We start from the raw sequence: 18,536 nt of genomic DNA, 5'->3' as shown, positions 1-18,536 counted from the left end.
GGAGGGTCGCCATGTCCCGTTTCATCAGTTCCGCCCTTACCGCTCTGTCCGTTCTGACGCTGGCCACCGGACAACCCGCCCATTCGCAGGACAAGTCCGCCGCCAGCGTCATCGACCTGCCGCAGGCGGGCGGCACCGTATCGCGCGAGGAAGGGACATTCGGCCTGAACACCAATACCGGGTCGGCCAATTTCCAGATGCCGCTGCCGACATTGCTGGATCGCGGCAACTGGGGGCCGCAGGACGTGGCGCTGACCTATAACCAGTTCGCGGGCGACAGCGGGTCGGGCCTGGGCGTCGGCTGGGGCTTCAGCGTCCCTTCGGTCACGGTCAACGACGACCTGGGGACCGCCGTGCCGGGCCAGCGTCCGGGCGGGGGATTCTTTTCCCAACTGACGCTTTCGGGCGCGCGGCTGGTGTTCCTGGGCGCGGAAAACGGCGTCTGGCGCTATCGCCCCGAGTTTTCCGAGGAGCATGTCGAGATCGCCTATCACCCCGGCCCCTTCGAGGTGACCAGCCTTGGCCGCACGGGCGAACGCGTGGCCGAGACCATCCCGTCGGGCTTCGAGGTCCGCCACGGCGACGGCAGCCGGATGATCTTCAGCGGCGACCCCGCCGTGGCCGAGGGGCAGCTGGACGGCCCGCAGCCCTTCGTGACCCGCTGGCCCATGGTGATGCGGCTGAACGCAGACGGCGATGCGATCCGCTATGAATACGCCCGCCACGGCAACCGCAGCTATCTCTCGGCGATCACCTTCGCGGGCGGGCGCAGCCGCTATGACTTCGACCTGATCGAGACGCGGCCCTCCCTTGTGTCCCACGCGGCGGGCGTGCGCCAGCAGAACGCGATGCTCTATGGCCGGGTGACGGCGCGGTTCGACGACACGGTCTATCAGCAATGGTGCATGGGCTATATCGGCCGGGCGATGGATGACCCGTCGCGCTTTGCCGTGCGCGCCCATCCCGATTGCCAAGCGCAGGCGGAATCCGACCTGACGCCGCTGATCGACGCCAATTCGGTCAACGTGCTGGACCAGTTGCGCGTCCTTTACCGCTTTGGCGACACGGGCGGCGCGCCCTTGGGCGACACGGCCCTGCGCCTGCCGGACATCCGCTTCGATTATTCGTCCTGGACCTCCGCCGAACTGGCCGGGCGCGACCTGGTCTATGACGCGCCGAACCTGGGCTTTGCGGGCGACATCCCGCCGCAGAACTTCGAGCTGGCGGATCTGAACATGGACGCCCTGGTCGATGTGGTCCGCACCACCGACGACGGCGCCACTGTCCTGCTGGGCGAGGGCGATCTGGCCGACGCCTTCCGCACCAGCCAGCCGCTGATGCTGTCCCGCACCACCGAGGGCGGGATGCTGCGCGAAATCGCACCCCGGCTGGCCGACGACCGCTTCCACTTCGCCGACATCTTCGGCGACAGCTTCGTCGATATTGTCGAAATCGAGGATGGCGCCGTCCATGTCTATGACGGCAAGGCGGACGGCAGCTTCGCCTATATCGGCCGCCGGATCGCGCTGCCCGGCATCTCGCCCAGCCTGTTCACCGGCGGCAATGCGCGCTTCCAGGACGTGAACATGGACGGGCGCAGCGACATCGTCACCACGCGGCTGGACGACGACGGCGCGACCCAGTGGCAGATCATGCTGAACCTGACGCGCCTGCAGCCCGATGGCAGCCGCCCCGTGTCCTTCGGCGTGACCGCGCGGCCCTTCCCCTTTCCGTCGCAGGACGGCCAGATCCTGGGGCGCGACAACGTCCGCCTGCAGGACATGAACGGCGACCGGCTGCCCGACCTTGTGACGATCCGGCCTGCGGAACAGGGACTGTGCGTCTATGAAAACCAGGGCACGCCTTTCGCCCCCGCCGCGACCCTGCTGTTCGGAGAGGCGGGGCTTGCCGATCCGGTCTGCGGCCAGGGCCGCTTTGCCGCGATCGACGGGATGCGTCCGAACGACCGCCTGCAGACCATGTGGACGGTCGATGTGAACGGCGACGGCATTCTGGATTTCGCATCCATGGGCGAACGGACCGACCAGTTGCGCGTCTGGCTGGGCTTTGGCGACGGCAGCTTCCTGCCCCGCCCGCTGGACCTGGCGCTGAACCTGCGCGTCCAGGTCGGCACATCCGCCGCCAGCTTCCGCAGCCGCGTGGCCGACATGGACGGCGACGGCCAGTCGGAAATCGTGGTCTTCCAGAAGCCATCGGGCGATGAGGTCAAGGCGGTCGTGGTGATCGACTTCAACCGCGCGGGGGGCGTGCAGCTTGCCAAGGCCAACCTGCTGTCGGTCGTGGATTTCGCGTCCGGTCGGCGCCATGACGTGCGCTATGCGACATCGGTCGATGAGATGCTGCGCGACCGCGCGAACGGGATGCCCACCCGCCCGCTGCATTTCCCGGTGGTGCTGGCCAAGCAGATGGTCACATCGGAAGGCGCGCCCGGCGCCGCCCGCCGCGACGTGACGACCGAGGAATATTACTACCACAACCCTTTCTACGACACGATCAACCGCCGCTTCATCGGCTTTTCCGATGTGGAAAAGGTCGTCTGGGGCGACGAATTCGCGGGCGAGGAGACCAGCCAGACCTCCTCCGTCGCCTATGAGCAGTACTATACCTTCGCCGAGGCGACGGCCGACCTGCATCTGGCGGGCAAGCTGCGCATCCGGCGCACCTATGAGCTGCTGCCCGATGCGGTGATGGTCGCCAGCGCCGAGGCGAATGTGGAACTGGACCCCTCGGCCCCCGCGCTTCATTCGCTGTCCACCGCCACGCGGGCGCAGCCCTTGCCCCGCCCGGGCAAGATGCTGGCTTGCGAATCCCAGAACTGGGAGGCGGTGGACCGCGACGACGGCACCTCCTGGATCCGCAAGACCTCCGAGGCGCAAAGCACCGCCGTGGGCCTTGACCAGACCCAGCAGCCGGGCGACGAGCCCGTCTGCGCGGCGGCGCTGAAGACCCAAACCTATGCCGACTTCGACGACTTCAACCTGCCCGCCACGGAAACCACCACCCTGCGGGAAATCCCCGGCCCCGACGGTCTGGTGGTGCCCGGCCTGACCCGCGTGATCCAGTCCGATTACGCGGCCAGCCGCGCGGCGCTGGCGCCGCTGGGCATCGTCAAGGCGGTCTCCGAACGCCGCGTCCTTGCAGGCACCCGCCTGATGAGCCGCGAGAAGATGGACTATCTGCCCGAGCGGGGCGGCCGCCTGGGACGGCGCGAGATCGAGGTCTTTTCGGGCTTGGACCAGGTGCCGGATTCGCTGGCGGATCATCACCAGCCGATCCGCAGCCTGATCCGAGAGATGGGCTATGACATCTTCGGCAACACCACGTCGATGTCCGACCCCCTGGGCCGGATCGAGGCGGCGGAATACGACGACACCGGCGTCCTGCTGCTGGCCCATACGCGCTTTGCGGGTGGGGACGGTGCCCTGGATCAGGTGACACGCAACCGCTACGACGGGCCGCGCGCGGGGCTGGTGTCGTCCGAAGTGACGCCCTTGGGGATGGAGGTCGCCTATGAATACGACGCGCTGGCCCGCAAGGTGTCCGAACGCGCGGCGGACGGGGCGGAACGGCGCTATGCCTATCGCTTCGGCGAAAACGGCGGGCCGACGCTGATCCTGACGGAACGCCGCCGCTATGCCGACGCGGCGTCCACGCCCGAAGGCGAAAGCGAATGGATCCGCCAGCTTGCCGCCTATTCCCCGCGCGGCCAGCAGGTCGCCACGCTGGAGGACGTGACCGGCGGCGGCGTGCGGGTTTACGAATTCGCGCGCTTCAACCGCAACGACAAGATGGTCTTCCGCTGGACGCCCTTCGTCGCCCGCGATTTTGCCGGGGTCGCGGATCTGGATCTGCGCAAGGTCTTCGACATGGGCGCCATTCCGGTGCCGGAAGGCCGCGCCGTGGGCGAAAGCTTCCGCTATGACGGGGCGGGGCGCCTGCTGCGCAGCGACACCCCTGCGGGCAAGGTCACGCAGGTGTCCTACGAGCCCTGGGGATCGGCCCGGATCATTACCTGGCCCGACACCAACGGCCAGACCACCAGCGAGGAATTGCGGCTGGAAAACGAAAACGGCGTGGCGGCCATCGTCACCGGCGACGGACGCGGCACCCGCAGCGCCACCCGCTTTCTTCGCGACAGCTTCGGCTACCTGCGCGAAATCTGGCTGCCGGGAGAGACCGAGCCGCGCCGGTTGATCTTCAATTCCATCGGCGACCCGGAATACCAGTCGGTCCCCGGCATGGGCGAATACTATGCCTTCTATGACGCGCGCGGCCGCCAGACGCTGCGCGCCCGGATTGCGGCGGATGGCGAGACGCATACCCTGTCCACCACCTATGACGGGCTGAACCGCAAGCTGACGGAATCCGAGGACGGGCAGTTGCGCGTCGAATTCGGCTACGACCGCGCGGTCCAGATCGCCTCGGCCGCGCCTTTTGCCGCGCCGATCCAGGCCCCCCTGGGCCAGCCGGTGCAGGTCACGACGCACGATCCGAACGGCCGCTTCGACGCCGTGCAGCGCTTCGGCTATGACGCCAACGGCCGCATGGTCCTGAACGAGATGGAGATCGCAGGGCGCCGCTTTGCCGAAGGGTTCCGCCATACGCTGGACGGCCGCATCGCGGGGGCGACCGGGCCGGGCGGGCTTTCGGCGCGCTATACCCTGGGCGCGGACGAAAACCTGATCGCCGTCACCATCGAGCATCCCGATTTCGCCCAGGCCGAACGGATCATCGAAAACATCGCCTACAATCCCGAAGGCAGCATCGCCCGTATCGACTATCGCGGCGGGGCCTTCACGCAGATGACCTATGATCCGCAGACGCTCTACATGACCCGCATCGAAAGCATCGCTGCGGGCAGGCCCCTGCAGGATCTGTCGATGACCTTCAACGGCAACGGTTCCATCACCGTCATCGACGATGCCTTGGCGGGGGGCGATCCGGCGGCGGGCCATGTCGATCGGTCGGGCCGCTTCGCCTATGACTTCCGCAACCAGTTGACCGAGATCCAGCGTTACGGCCAGACCGCCGGCTTCGCCTATAGCGACGCGGGCACCTTCAAGCGCAACGGCGAATTCGCCGATGCCGACCTTGCCCGGCCAGCCGACGCCCAGACCGGGCTGATCCCGGCGGGCAGCGCGGACAAGGCCTATCGCTTCGACGGCTTCGGCCAGCTTGCCGCATCGCCCAAGGTGACGGCTACGGTCTTCGACGCCTATGGTCGGCTGCTGCAGGCCCGCACGGCGGAGGGGACGGTGTTCTTCGGCTATGACCAGACCGGGCGGCGCATCTACAAGCAGGTGGTCCCCGATGCCGGGGAAACCACGCTCTACCTGTTCCCCACCCATGATTTCGAGGTCGGGCCGCAGGGCGGCGAAAGCTTCGTCCGGGTGGGCAATGCGCGGCTGGTGCGCATGGAGCATGGCACGGGCCGCTGGTTCTATTACCTGCGCGACCACCTGGAAAGCAGCGATTACCTGATGACGCCGGACGGCGTGCCGGTCGAACAGATGCTGTATCGCGCCTATGGCACCGAACACGCGCCCGAGGTGCTGGCCCCGGCCTGGGCCGACCACCTGGCCGCGCATGCGGGCGAAACCCCGCGAGAGCCGACGCATCACCGCTTCACGGGAAAGTATCTCGATGACGCGACGGGGCTTTATTACTATGGGGCGCGCTACTATGACCCCGACCTGGGCCGCTTCGTGTCGCCTGATCCCCTGTACCTGACCGATCCCGAACGCTGCACCGGCAACACCATCGCCTGTTCGCTGTTCGCCTATGCCAACAACAACCCCCTGTCCTATGTGGACCCGACGGGGCTTGACGCGGTGATCGCCGGAACGCCCGCCTATCGGGCCGAGGTCGAACGCGACCTGCAGCGCACCGACCCGACCGCGCGGGTGGACAGCGCCACGGGCAAGCTGAGCCAGAGCTGGCTGCACGGGGCCTGGCTGGACGTGAAGAACTTCTTCGTGCCGGGCACCAACTTCGAATCCGGGCGCGAACTGAACCGCCGCGTGATCGACAGCGCGCAGACCACCACCATCTCGTTCAAGGCGGGGGCGACCGGCGCCGATGTAGTTGATCGCAGCATCGACCCCACCAAGACGCCGGGCGATGCGGTGATCCACTATGACCCGGCGGCGGCGCTGACCCGCACCTCGGTCGAGTTCGATCCCAAGACAGGCACCGTGTCGCGCGAGCCTGCGGATCCCGGCATCGTGCTGGGGCACGAGATGATCCATGCCTCGCATATCATGGCGGGCCAGATCTCGGGGATGAACGCGGTTCCCTATACCGGGCTGAACGGCGTGCCGCAGGCCCCCCGGATGGACGAGGAAGTCCGCACCGTGGGGGTGGGCGGCACGCCGCGCGCCGACGACATCACCGAAAACGACCTGCGGCGGATGCTGAACATCAATCCGCGCAACAACTATTGAAGCCCACGGGCAGGAGGCCGATGATGGTCAACCGAACAACAAGGATCGCCGGGCTGGCCCTGCTGGCCGCATTGGCCGCCGCACCCATGGGGGCGCAGGACATGGGGGAACGCCTGTCGCCCGCGGTCAGCGTGCCGCTGGATTTCCTGGACTGGATGGGCCACGACGCGGACTGGCTGTCGCGGCAGCTTGCGGATGCCGGGGCAGGGACGGGGCTGGTGCTGGACCCGTCGGGCGACATGGCGCAGGTGGGCACGCTGGACGCGCTGCGGGCCGTCAACCGCATCCGTGCCTTCGCGCATCTGGCCCAGCCGGGGCTGCGCCCGCCCTTCTTCGACCTGCGCCTGGAAGGCGAGGGCGATCCGCGCTGCGTCACCCAGTTCGCGGCGGGCATCGTGCCGGGGATCAAGGCGGACGACTTTGCCCGCCCGCGCCTGCCCGCCACGGGCGCCGACCCGGCCCTGCTGGAACAATGCCTGGTCAAGCCCGGCGCGGATGCCGGCTGGCGCGGGTTGGACCGCAATGCCTTCCGCGACCGTTATTTCGACAAGTCCGGCGTGCTGAAGGCCGAGTTCGCCGACCTGGCCGCCGATCCGGCCTTCCTTGCCGCCGCCATCGACCTGGGCTTCCTGGTCGGGCAAGAGGATTATTCCGGGCTGCCCCGGCTTGAAAGCGAATAACGGCGGGGCAAGGGCTGGGCGCCTTGGCGATGCGGCGGATGGCGGGATGCCCGAGCCCGCCGGGAACGCTGCCCGCGTGCAGGTTGTCCGGCAGAAGCAGGTGTTCGACCTTGGCTGACAGCCGTCTGGCAGGTGCGGAATCCGGCCTGCGCCGAGGCGCCGGGACAGGCCCGCTCACGAATTGGTTTGCCCCGCCATCCGCCAAAGGTCGGAACCTTGTCCCCGCATTGCCTGTTGAAAGGCCATTCCCCTTGCGGGTTTGCTGAATGAGGTACCAATGACCAAGCTTCTGACTTCGACCGCCCTGATCGCCATGCTTGCTGGCCCGGTTCTGGCGCAAACGACGGCAGCACCGGCCGCCCCTGCCACGACCGAAACCACCACCGCCACCGATGCCGCGACGACAACGGCACCGGCGACGGCAGCACCGGCAACGGCGGATGCGGGCTTCGGCTATACGGCGACCCCGACCGACATGTCGGCCGAAACCTTTATCGGCAAGCGCCTTTACGCCGCCGAAACCGACGTGGACACTACCGCGACCTATAACGAGATCGACGAGGGCTGGGACGACATCGGCGAGATCAACGACCTGGTCATCAGCGACACCGGCGACGTAAAGGCCGTGCTGGTGGATATCGGCGGCTTCCTGGGAATGGGCGAGAGAACGGTCGCCGTGGCGATGGAACAGTTGCGGGTGCTGCGCGACGGCGATTCCGAAAACGACTATTTCATCGTCTTCACCGCCAACCGCGAGGCGCTGGAAAACGCGCCGGAATTCGAATGGCCCGATCGCGGCTGACCCCGCGGCCTTGCAACGATCTGGGCCCGAGGCGCATGTGCGCCTCGGGCCTTTTGCGGTCACGCCTGGCGGCCCGGCCAGCCGCAGGGCCAGCGGCCATGGGCGGGGTTGTCCCAGGCGGGCATGTCCAGCCAGGGATACCAGCACAGCCCCGCGACGGGGACGCCCGACAGGGCGATCTCGGCCTGGACATGGGCCAGCCAGTTCCAGCGGTCGCGCACATGCGGAAAGCGGCGATGCGCGGCGGACAGGCCCTGGTGCCAGCCGGTCTCGGTTATCATCACCGGCAGATGATAGCGGTCGGCAACCGCGCGCAGGATGCGGTGCAGCGGCTCGATGGCGTGGTGGGGGTAATAGTTGACGCCCACCATCTGCACATGGCCGCTGGCGACCAGCCGGTCGGTCGCCTTGAAGACATTGGGATGCAGGTGGTGGAAGGGATCGCAGGTGGCGAAACGGGGCCGCACCGGCAGGCAGGCGGCGGTCGCCATCATCTTCAGCGCCATGTCCGTCGCGCGCCTGGGCGTCATGCCCGATACCCGCCGCCCGACCGAGGGTTCGTTGACGGCGATCGCCCAGGCATCGGGGGGCAGCGCCATGCAGCAGGCTACCGCATGCTGGGCAGGCCGGGGCGGGGCGTCGAAATGGACCAGATCCCAGATCACCGGAAAGCCTTCGGGCACTGCCTTGACGCGCGCCGCGATGTCGTGCCGCCAGGACAGCCCGTCGCGCGCGCCCGCCACGCCCTGGTCCCGCGCCACGGCATAGTGATGGGCCATCGCCCCGTCCGGCAGGTGGTTGGTGGAATGCAGCAGGTCGTGGCCGTTCCAGTGCAGCCTGCCGCATTCAAAGCCCGCAAGAATCGGCGCAGGGCCATCGGTCGGGACGAAGGCTTGCGCGGGGGAAGCAAGAACATTCATGGGAATCGAAGAATGGCGTGGTTTGGCCCGCCTGACCACAGGCGGGGCGGGATTTCAAGGAGGGTGAACAAAGATTGAACGCTGCGGGCCATGGCGGCGCGCCCCGGCGATCCCCATATGGCGGGCATGGATGACGATCCCCGCTGCCCCCTTTGCCTGCGTCCGATCCCGCCCGACGTGCCGCAAAGCCTGCATCACCTGGTCCCGCGATCCAGGGGCGGGGCCAGGGGTCCGGTCGTGCTGATGCACCACATCTGCCACAAGGAGGTCCATGCCGCGATCAGCGAAAAGGATCTCGCCCGCAGCTTCAACACGCCCGAGGCGCTGCGCGCCCATCCCCGGCTTGCCGCCTTCGCCGAATGGGTCAGCCGCCGCCCGCCGGGATTCCTGTCGCGCGTCCCGGGCGGCACCCGCCGCAAGAGGCGATAAAGGCCGGCAAGGTTGACCGGGGCTGTTCCGTGACGGGCAGGGGACAGTTTTCGGACTTGCCCGATCCGGCGGATGTCGATGCGAACCGGCTTGTCAGGAGCCTGAGCGCGGGCGTTCAGAAAGAGCAGCACCCCAACCCCTGCCGGGCGCCCAGGTGCCTAGTTCTCGTTCTGGAAGCTGGGAAGATCGGCGGTGATCCTGCAGCGCAGGCCTTCCGGGGCATAGTCGATCGCCACGTCGCATGTGGCGGTGCCCGACAGGCCCGTGCTGATCAGGTTCGTCCCCGACCCCACACGATCGGGCTTGGTGACCGGGGGGCCGCCGCCCTCGGTCCAGGTCAGGACGAACTGGTCGGGGCCCTCAGCGGCGGGCGCGACCTGCCACCGGACGGTGACGAAGCCCGTCTCGGCGGACAGGGCGCCGTGCTTGGTCGCATTGGTCGCAAGCTCGTGCAGGATCAATGACAGCGACAGCGCGGGGCGCGACGCGATGGTCAGCGCCGGGCCTTCGATGCGGATCCGGGTGCCGTCCCGGTCATCGTGCAGCGCCAGGGCCTTGCGGACGATCTCCTCGACCGTGGTCCTGCTGGCACGGCCTTCGATCAGCATGTCATGGGCCCCGGCAAGGGCGCGGATCCGTTCGCTCAGATCCCGCCGGGCCGAATCCAGATCCTCGGCCGACCGCAGGGTCTGGTTGACGACCGCCTGGACCATGGCCAGCTGGTTCTTCAGCCGGTGGCCAAGCTCGCGGTTCAGCATCCGCTGCTTCTGCTCCTCGTCCACCTGCTCGGTCACGTCCAGGGCCTGGACGAAGATGCCGTTGATGGCGCCTTCGGCGTCGCGGATCGGGTGATACAGGAAATCCAGAAGATGCACCTTGGCGACCGCGCCCGGATGGCTTTTCAGCTCGACCGGGATCTGGTGGCCGACATGCGATTCACCCGTTTGGTAAACGCGGTCGAGAATGTCGATGAAGCCCTGGCCCACGACTTCGGGCAGGGCGGCGCGGACGGATTTTCCGATCACGTCGCGGTGCCCCACAAGCTTCAGGTAATCGGCATTGGCAAAGCGGAAGATGTGATCGGGCCCGCTCAGCAGGGCGACGGCGCCAAGCGCCACCTCGAACACCTGCAGGAAGCCGCTGCGTTCCACGCGTTCGGCATCGCGGATGGCGACGCTGGCGGTGGTTTCGGTGCAGGGGCAGAACATGCCCAGCACCTCGCCAGCGCGGTTGCGCACCGGGGTATAGGAAAACGCGAAGTTCGCCTTTTCGGGATAGCCGTTGCGATACATCGTGAATTCGCTGTCGTCCATCGATGTGCTAATGCCCGCGTAGGCCGCGTCGATGATCGGCTGGATCCTGTCCCAGATGTCGAACCACAATTCCCTGAACGGTCGCCCAAGCGCCTGCGGGTGGCGGTGCCCGCACATGGCCGCGTAGCCGTCGTTGTACAGGGTGATCTGCTGGGGCCCCCAGACGATCAGCATCGGCTGGGCCGAGGCCAGGGCCATTCCGACAACGGCATGCAGTTCGTCGGACCATTCCTCGGGCGGGCCCAGGGGATTGTCGTTCCAGTCAAGCCCGCGCAGCAGGGCACCGCATTCCCCGCCACCCAGAAGTGCCGACACCTGGCCGGTGTCTTGGATCATGGCCTTGCGCAATCCGTCCATTCTTCGGCTCGTCATGTCGGGACGGTTCTGGACCTGTCCAACCTGGATGCATCGTTATAAGCGAAAGACCGCACTTGCGAGTCCCTTTGCATGGCCAGCCATTCGGGATCCTTGCCGCAGGGACGGCCCGCCCACGCCTTTGCGCGTGGAACGAAGCCTGTCCATAGGAAAAGGCCCGCTTTTGGCGGGCCTTAGCTTTTATCAACAGCCGGATCGCCGGGAAACCGGATCACTCCCGCGTGCGGTCGATGTCGGTGCGGTCAAGGCCCGTCCTATCGGTTCCGCCGCGCTCGTCCTCGATCTCGACCTCGGTGCGGCGGACGGTGTCGGAAATGGTTTCCTCGCGCGTGTCGCTGGTCTTGCGCAGGCCGATTTCCTCGACCACGCGGGCTTCCTTGGACACGACGGCTTCCTCGCGGTATTCCTCGGCCTCGATGGTGTGGTCGCGGAAGGCGGTGTCGGACGCCGACAGGGGGCGATCCACGGGGCGGCGTTCGATCTCGACCCGCTCCTCGCGCAGGCTGACGCTTTCGTTGACCGGCTCCTCGACCGTATAGGCCCGGACGCGGACACGGCCGTGGCTGGTGTCGCGCTTGCCCACGCGCAGGCGTTCCTCGATCACCGGGATCGTCTCGTCGTTTTCAAGACGGTCCGAGGCGAGGCGGTCCGCATCAAGGCGGTCGGACGTGACGCCCGTGTCCGTATAGGCGCGGCCCGTGTCAGTATAGGTGCCGGATGCCAGGGAGTCGCTGTCCGAATACCCTGCCGTGGTCGTCGTGGACCGCCCGGCGGCATAGGGGCTGGCCTCGTAGCCGCCCCAGCCCTCGGCGCGCCAGCTTGCCTCGCGCTCGTCCAGGTTGACCGTTCCCTCGTCGTCCAGGATGTCGAGCGCGGCTTCGTAGTTCGTGGAATCGAGGTTCCTGACCGTCACCAGATAACCGCCGCGCGACAGGCCATGGGCATAGGTATAGCGGTCCTCGTCGGGGAAGAAGAAATCCTCCAGGCTTTCCCAGAAGCCCTTTTCGCGGTCGGCGGGCGCGACCGTGCTGTCGGTGTCCGTGCCGCCATCCACCATGCGGATCTGGGCCTGCGGAACGCCAAGGCCGATCAGGCGGTCCACGGCGCGCTGGGCATCGGCCTGGCTGTCGAACAGGGCCGAGATCGAGGTTCCACCCGACATGCCGGTCGTCCCGAGGTCATTGTCATAGGTCATCTTGGTTGTCCTTTGCGATAGGATGGGTTGCGGGCGCTTCCTCTGCGGGCAGGCGCTCGACATGGACGGTCTGCTGGCGGGTCGTCACCGGAAGTTCCTGGGTTTGCCGCCGCTCGATGTGGCGGATATGGACTTCCTCGCGCAGATAAAGCTCGCGCGTCACGACCAGCCTTTCTTCAACCACGGGAACGATCGTCAGGCCGCCTTCGGTCACGACCTCGGGCATCCGGTCGATCTTGCGGTCGATGGGGACGCGAACCACCTCGACCTCGGTCTCGGACAGGTCCACCGACAGCATCTGCTCGACGGATTCCGTCTGCGTGCTAACTCGGACCCGCCCGCTGACAAGCTGCCGCTTGGACAGCGACAGTTCTTCCTTCATGATCGGCAGGATATGAGGTTCGTCCGTCATGGTGCCCGTTTCCCTGGTCGTGGTAGAAACGACCGTGTGGGCGCATCCGTTCCGCGACGGGCGATTAGCAAATGCGTAAAGGCGCCGCCCGGCCCGGCGGCGCCCTTTCCGTCATGCCTCGGATCTGACGATCTCCAGCGACATTCCTTCCAGCGGCGGCCGGGTGTTTTCCCGCGTCATGTAGTCGAAAGCCGCGTCATGGCTGCCGAACACCATGGGCGCGGCACTGGTCGAGAAATCGGACCCGTCCTCCGTCAGGCGGAAATGCGGATTGTCGCGCCGGCAAATCCAGTATTCTTCCACGATCCATCTCCTGTAAGCGATCTGGATCCTTACGGGGATGGCCGCCCGATGGTTCCCTTTCCGCGCGCCGGGCGCGTCCTTTCAGGCGTAATCGACCCAGACCCCGCCCGCGTCGGCGGATCTGACGCAATGTTCCACCCAGCGGACGCCCTCGACCCCGGAGGCGATGCCCGGATAGCGCAGGTCGGCCACGCGGGACGGATCGCCCTCCTCATGCGCCTCGATCGCAAGCGCGAAGCGGTAGTGCAGGTTCGCCCAGGCGTCGAACAGCCCTTCGGGGTGGCCCGCGCCGATGCGGTCGTCGGCCAGCGACTGCGGGTGCAGATAGGGCATCCCCCGGTCAAGGATGCGCGCGGGTTCGCCCTGGATTTCCAGCCGCAACTGGTTGGGATGTTCGTCCCACCATTCGACCGACCCCTTCGATCCCACGACCCGCACCTTCTGGCTGTGCATCGCGCCCGCGTTCACCGCCGAGGTCCAGCAGGTTCCGACCGCGCCGGTGTCGTATTCCATCAGCACCGTGGCATTGTCCTCTAAGGGCGCGCGGGATGCGACGAAGCTTTGGCGCGAACACAACAGCCGCCTGATCTTCAGATGCGGGCAGATGACTTCGCTGATATACAGCGGATGCGTCGCGAGATCGCCCAGGACATAGCTGGGACCGGCGAAGGCAGGATCGACGCGCCAGCGGGTGGCGGGGTTGTCCAGCTCCACCGCCGCGCTGTGGAAGCCATGGGCGAATTGCAGGTTGACGATGCGGATCTCGCCCAGGGTGCCGTCTGCCACAAGGCGGGCGGCCTCCTCGATCATCTGGTGGCCGGAATAGCCATAGGTGACGCCGACGACCAGGCCGCGCTCCTGCGCGATGGCTTGCAGGTCAAGCGCCTCGGCGGTGGTGAAGGTCAGGGGTTTTTCGCAGATGACATGGATCCCGGCCAGCAGCGCGGCCCTGGTGATGGGGTAATGGGTGTTGTTCGGCGTGGCGATGGTCACGCAGCGGATGCCGTCAGGCCGCGCGGCTTCGGTGGCGAACATCGCCTGATAATCGGGATAGCAGCGGTCGGGGTCCAGGCCCAGTTCCACCCCGAAGTCGCGGCCGCGCTGCGGGTCCAGGTCGAAGGCCCCGGCCTTCAGGTCGAAATACCCGTCCCGCATGGCGGCGGATCGGTGGACATAGCCGATCTGGCTGCCCTTGCCGCCCCCCACCATGCCCCAGCGGATCGCGGATTTCGTCAGGCGGTTGCCGTTGATCATCGGGTCGTCTCCATGGCGGGGCGGGCAAAGCCCACGGTTTCCAGATAGCGGCGGGACTTGCGGACATCGGCCAGCGATCCGCCTGCGTTCAGCGGATCGCGTTCCTGCTCCACGGTGATGAAGCCCGCATAGCCGCGCCGGTCCAGCAGGGCCAGGATGGCGGGATAGTCGATACAGCCCTCGCCGATGGGGCACATCACGCCCTCGGCGCAGGCATCGAAGAAGCGGATGCGGCGGGACATCGCTTCGGCGAATTTCGCGGCCTCGATGTCCTTGAAGTGGATATAGTCCAGCCGGTCCCAGTATTTTTCCAGCGTGGCGACCGGGTCCATCCCGGCATAGACGGTATGGCCGGTGTCCAGGCACAGCCCGGCTTCCTCGGCGGGGATGTCGCGGGTGATGCGCTCGATCTCGTCGGCAAACTCGATATGGCCGCCCGCATGGGGGTGGATCACGGCGCGCACGCCATGGTCACGGGCGATGCGGGTGATGGCACGGATATTGGCGACCATGCCCGCCCACGCATCATCGTCCAGCCGCACCGCGCGGTCGGAATGCCCGGCGGCGTAATCGCGGGCGTCATGGCCCCAATCCATCACTGTCAGATAGGGCGCGGGAAACCGCTGGCCCGGCGCAAGCGGGGGCTTCGGCAGGGCGGTGGTCACGGCGCAGATCTGGCGTGTCTGGCGTTCCAGGCTTTCGCGATTGGCGGGATCGACCAGGTTGTCGAAGATCGTGCCCGCCACAACATAAAGCCCCCGCTTGCGCAGTTCCGACGACACCGCTTCGGCATCCAGCGGCATGTAGCCATAGGGCCCAAGCTCCAGCCCGCCGTAACCGGCGGCTGCGGCTTCCTCCAGCACCAGCCGCCAGTCCGGCAGGTTGGGGTTCGATACGTCGTCCACGCCCCAGCAGCAGGGCGCGGTGGTGATGGTGATGGTCATGCTGTCCTCCGCTCCCCCGCAGGATTATCCGGCAGGACGCGGCAGGCGAAGGAAGGACTTGAGGGGAAACCCTCAATCCGCCAGTCTCGCGCCGCAGGGGGACAGCATGGCGAAAGTGACGCTGGAGGATGTGGCGCAGGCCGCGGGCGTGTCGGTGGCGACCGTGGACCGGGTGGTGAACCGGCGCGGCGGGGTATCAGTGGACAAGGAAAAGGCGATCCTGCAGGCCGCGCGCCGCCTGGGGCTGGACCGGACCCTGGTGATCAAGCCCAGGGCTGTCAAGCGCATCGCCATCCTGATCCAGCCGCCGTCCAATCCCTTCCACGACCAGTTGCGCCAAGGGATCGACCAGGCCCGCGCCATCCACCGCGACCTGAACCTGCTGTTCCAGGTCGAACAGATCGACCCGGCGCAGCCCGACCGCATCGCAGCCCAGATCGCCCGCGCCTCTGCCTGGGCCGACGGCATGATCCTGACCGTGCCCGCCGCCCCCCAGATCGTCGCGGCGATCGAATCGCTGCCCCCGCGCATCCCGGTCGTGACCATGGCCGACGACGTGCCCGCCCGTGGCCGCGCCGCCTTTGTCGGCCCCGACGACCGCCAATCGGGCCGCGTGGCGGGCGACCTGATGGGATACCTGATCGGGCAGGGCGGGGGCGAGGCCCTGGTCCTGATCGGCCGCTTCGACATGCCGGGCCATGGCGCGCGCAGCGGCGGCTTCATCGACGTTCTGGCCGAACGCCACTCCGCCATCCGTGTCTGCGACGTGCTTGAGACGCACGAGAACAAGGCCACCGCCGCCGCCATGGCCCTGCGCGCGGCGCGGGCAAACCCGGACCTACGGGGCATCTATCTGTGCACCACCGGCTGTTCGGAACTGGTCGCAGCGCTGGCACCAATCCGGCAGTCGCGCCCCATCGCCATCGTCACCCATGAGTTGACCCCCGAACGCCGCCTGATGCTGAAAGCCCGCAAGGTGCAGGCGATCATCGACCAGAAGCCCGTGCTGGAGGCGCGGCTGGCGGTCGAAACCATGGCCCGCCTGATCGGTCGGCTGGAGGGCGAGGCCGGGTCCATCGCGACCGAGATCCAGATCTTCATGCCCGAAAGCGTCTGACACTCCGCCTTGACGCCCTTGCCCGTGATGTGAAACCCTCAAGGCTCTGACGGTTCACATCACAAGCCAAAGGGGGGCCGATGCGCCGTCCGACCATTGCCGATCTGGCCCGCGAGGCCGGTGTCAGCCTTGCCACCGCCGATCGCGTGCTGAACGGCCGCCTGAAGGTGCGAGAGGAAACCGCGCGGCGCGTGCAGGAGGCCGCGCAGCGCATCGGATACCATGGCGCCAATGCCATCCGCGCGCGTCTGATGGCGGAACTGCCCGAATTGCATGTCGCGCTGATCCTGCAAAAGGAACGCCACCCCTTCTATCAGGACTTCGCGCGCGAATTTCAGGACCAGGCGGCGCAGGTCACCTCGCACCGGCTGCGGGTCACGGTGCGGTTCGCGCAATCAACCCTGCCGGGGGAACTGGAGCAACTGCTCGCCTCGATGGCGGGCAAGGTCGATGCGGTGGCGGCGACGGGGCTGGACCATCACAAGGTCACGGCGGCCGTCAGCGAGTTGCGCGGACGCGGCATCCCGACCTTTTCCCTGCTGTCGGATTTCGCCCAAGGCGTGCGCGAAAGCTATGTCGGCACCAACAATATCAAGGTAGGCCGGTCCGCAGGCTGGCTGATTTCCAAGATCGCCAGGAAGCCCGGCAAGGTCGCGGTCTTCATCGGCGGGCACCGCTTTCACGGCCATGAATTGCGCGAAACCGGCTTTCGCAGCTATTTCCGCGAATACGCGCCGGAATTCGACCTGCTGAACCCGCAGGTCAACCTGGAAACGCGGCAACTGACCCATGAGGCCGTGACCGAACTTCTGGAACGGCACAGCGACATCGTCGGCATCTATTGCGCGGGTGGGGGCATGGAGGGCGCCATTGCCGCACTGCGCGAATTGCGCAAGCCCGGCGACGTGACCCTGGTCGTCAACGAACTGACCCCGGATTCGCGTGAGGCCTTGCAGGACCGCACCCTGTCGGTCGTCATCAGCACCCCCCTGCGCCAGGTCTGCGAGGAAACCATCGCCCTGATGATCCATGCCCGCGAACACGGGCTGACGGACAATCCCGGCCAACGCTTCCTGCCTTTCCAGATCTGGACGCCGGAAAGCCTTTGACGCGCATGATGTAAAACCATCATGCAAGGCGTCATTTTCCATCATGAATGATGGTTTCGCGGATCATGCCGTGATTGACCGAAGGGCAGCCTTCCGTGATCTTCCCCTTGCGACGGTCTGAGGAGAATCGTCGCCGCCTGCCAAGGACCTGACCTGCCGGACCCTGCTTTCGCAGGACGGCCCCGTGCGGCCCGCTGTTTGGCGGCGGTAACGAACAAGGTGCGGTGCGCACCGCAAATGGGAGGAAGACATGAAGCGACTGCTGACGGCGACCGCGATCTGCGCGGTGATGGGCACGGCGGCCCAGGCCGAGAATATCGGGGTTTCCATGGCCCTGTTCGACGACAACTTCCTGACCGTCCTGCGCAACGGGATGCAGGACCACGCGGCCAGCCTGGACGGCGTGACCCTGCAGATCGAGGATGCCCAGAACGACGTGGGCAAGCAGTTGAACCAGATCCAGAACTTCGTGGCCTCGGGCGTGGACGCGATCATCGTGAACCCGGTCGATACCGACGCCACCGTCGCCATGTCGCAGGCCGCTGCCGACGCGGGCATCCCGCTGGTCTATGTGAACCGCGAACCCGTGAACGTGGACAGCCTGCCTGAAAAGCAGGCCTTCGTGGCCTCGGACGAAAGGGAATCCGGCACGCTGGAAACCCAGGAGGTCTGCCGCCTGCTGAAGGAAGCCGGCAAGACCGAGGCCAAGGCCGTGGTGCTGATGGGCGAGCTGTCGAACCAGGCGGCGCGCATGCGCACCCAGGACATCAAGGACGTGATCGGAACGCCCGATTGCGGCTTCATCCAGATCGTCGAGGAGCAGACAGCCAACTGGTCGCGCACGCAGGCGGCCGACCTGATGACGAACTGGATCACCTCGGGCCTGGAATTCGACGCGGTGATTTCCAACAACGACGAAATGGCCATCGGCGCGATCCAGGCGCTGAAATCGGCGGGCCGGTCGATGGACGACATCGTCATCGGCGGCGTGGACGCCACGCAGGACGCCCTGGCCGCGATGGAGGCGGGCGACCTGGATGTGACCGTGTTCCAGAACGCGGCGGGCCAGGGGCAGGGTGCGGTCGATACGGCGCTGAAGCTGGCGCGCGGCGAGACTGTGGAAACCAAGGTCTATGTGCCCTTCGAACTGGTGACGCCTGCGAACCTTGCGGATTACCAGGCCAAGAACTGACGCCCTTGCGCCGGGGCGCGGTGGCGT

15 protein-coding genes are annotated in these 18,536 nt (G+C 66.9%); 8 read left to right on the top strand and 7 right to left on the bottom strand.

The annotated features are described in order from the left end of the window. The first annotated feature begins 11 nt into the window (after positions 1 to 11). The 4 genes from AAIL68_RS04630 (at position 12) to AAIL68_RS04615 (ending at position 7,946) form a co-directional block, all read left to right on the top strand. On the top strand, positions 12 to 6,464 hold the full coding sequence (locus AAIL68_RS04630) for an RHS repeat-associated core domain-containing protein (RefSeq protein ID WP_347138386.1): 6,453 nt from the start codon (positions 12 to 14) through the stop codon (positions 6,462 to 6,464). Between the two features lie 20 nt (positions 6,465 to 6,484). Beyond that, the gene (locus AAIL68_RS04625; RefSeq protein ID WP_347138384.1) at positions 6,485 to 7,144 is read left to right on the top strand and encodes a hypothetical protein; all 660 of its coding nucleotides are present in this window, start codon (positions 6,485 to 6,487) and stop codon (positions 7,142 to 7,144) included. Next, positions 7,131 to 7,262 (top strand): hypothetical protein, encoded by a 132-nt coding sequence (locus tag AAIL68_RS04620; protein WP_347138383.1) that lies wholly within the window; start codon positions 7,131 to 7,133, stop codon positions 7,260 to 7,262. Before AAIL68_RS04625 ends, AAIL68_RS04620 begins: the two co-directional genes overlap by 14 nt. A gap of 159 nt (positions 7,263 to 7,421) precedes the next feature. Next, entirely contained in the window at positions 7,422 to 7,946 is a 525-nt protein-coding gene (locus AAIL68_RS04615) for a PRC-barrel domain-containing protein (protein ID WP_347138382.1), read from the top strand. Between the two features lie 59 nt (positions 7,947 to 8,005). Here AAIL68_RS04615 and AAIL68_RS04610 read toward each other — a convergent pair whose 3' ends face one another. Then, entirely contained in the window at positions 8,006 to 8,866 is an 861-nt protein-coding gene (locus AAIL68_RS04610; protein WP_347138380.1) for a hypothetical protein, read from the bottom strand. A gap of 90 nt (positions 8,867 to 8,956) precedes the next feature. Here AAIL68_RS04610 and AAIL68_RS04605 point away from each other — a divergent pair, with 90 nt between their 5' ends. Then, positions 8,957 to 9,295 carry an HNH endonuclease gene (locus AAIL68_RS04605; RefSeq protein WP_347138379.1) on the top strand — a complete coding sequence of 113 codons (339 nt, stop codon included), beginning with the start codon at positions 8,957 to 8,959 and terminating at the stop codon, positions 9,293 to 9,295. A gap of 158 nt (positions 9,296 to 9,453) precedes the next feature. On the opposite strand, the gene AAIL68_RS04600 is transcribed toward AAIL68_RS04605, so the two are convergent. The 6 genes from AAIL68_RS04600 to AAIL68_RS04575 form a co-directional block, all read right to left on the bottom strand. Next, a complete protein-coding gene (locus AAIL68_RS04600; protein WP_347138378.1) occupies positions 9,454 to 10,944 on the bottom strand; it encodes an HWE histidine kinase domain-containing protein in 1,491 nt (496 codons plus the stop codon). A gap of 250 nt (positions 10,945 to 11,194) precedes the next feature. Next, entirely contained in the window at positions 11,195 to 12,178 is a 984-nt protein-coding gene (locus AAIL68_RS04595; RefSeq protein WP_347138377.1) for a YsnF/AvaK domain-containing protein, read from the bottom strand. Next, positions 12,168 to 12,590 (bottom strand): YsnF/AvaK domain-containing protein, encoded by a 423-nt coding sequence (locus tag AAIL68_RS04590; protein WP_347138376.1) that lies wholly within the window; start codon positions 12,588 to 12,590, stop codon positions 12,168 to 12,170. The genes AAIL68_RS04595 and AAIL68_RS04590 overlap by 11 nt, the downstream gene beginning before the upstream one ends. 111 nt (positions 12,591 to 12,701) lie before the next feature. Then, positions 12,702 to 12,893 carry a hypothetical protein gene (locus tag AAIL68_RS04585; protein WP_347138375.1) on the bottom strand — a complete coding sequence of 64 codons (192 nt, stop codon included), beginning with the start codon at positions 12,891 to 12,893 and terminating at the stop codon, positions 12,702 to 12,704. Between the two features lie 81 nt (positions 12,894 to 12,974). After that, on the bottom strand, positions 12,975 to 14,147 hold the full coding sequence (locus AAIL68_RS04580; protein ID WP_347138374.1) for a Gfo/Idh/MocA family oxidoreductase: 1,173 nt from the start codon (positions 14,145 to 14,147) through the stop codon (positions 12,975 to 12,977). After that, positions 14,144 to 15,091 carry a TIM barrel protein gene (locus AAIL68_RS04575; protein ID WP_347138373.1) on the bottom strand — a complete coding sequence of 316 codons (948 nt, stop codon included), beginning with the start codon at positions 15,089 to 15,091 and terminating at the stop codon, positions 14,144 to 14,146. The genes AAIL68_RS04580 and AAIL68_RS04575 overlap by 4 nt, the downstream gene beginning before the upstream one ends. 106 nt (positions 15,092 to 15,197) lie before the next feature. Here AAIL68_RS04575 and AAIL68_RS04570 point away from each other — a divergent pair, with 106 nt between their 5' ends. The 3 genes from AAIL68_RS04570 (at position 15,198) to AAIL68_RS04560 (ending at position 18,509) form a co-directional block, all read left to right on the top strand. Further along, complete coding sequence (locus AAIL68_RS04570) at positions 15,198 to 16,208, top strand: LacI family DNA-binding transcriptional regulator (RefSeq protein ID WP_347138372.1); 1,011 nt, start codon at positions 15,198 to 15,200, stop codon at positions 16,206 to 16,208. Between the two features lie 80 nt (positions 16,209 to 16,288). Then, on the top strand, positions 16,289 to 17,317 hold the full coding sequence (locus tag AAIL68_RS04565) for a LacI family DNA-binding transcriptional regulator (protein WP_347138371.1): 1,029 nt from the start codon (positions 16,289 to 16,291) through the stop codon (positions 17,315 to 17,317). 250 nt (positions 17,318 to 17,567) lie between these two features. Next, on the top strand, positions 17,568 to 18,509 hold the full coding sequence (locus tag AAIL68_RS04560; RefSeq protein ID WP_347138369.1) for a sugar ABC transporter substrate-binding protein: 942 nt from the start codon (positions 17,568 to 17,570) through the stop codon (positions 18,507 to 18,509). The last annotated feature ends 27 nt before the right edge of the window (positions 18,510 to 18,536 follow it).

This window comes from Paracoccus sp. SSK6 (genome assembly GCF_039770665.1).
GTDB lineage: Bacteria > Pseudomonadota > Alphaproteobacteria > Rhodobacterales > Rhodobacteraceae > Paracoccus.
Note: the sequence above shows the minus strand (reverse complement) of the source record. Positions and strands in the feature narration are given on the sequence as shown.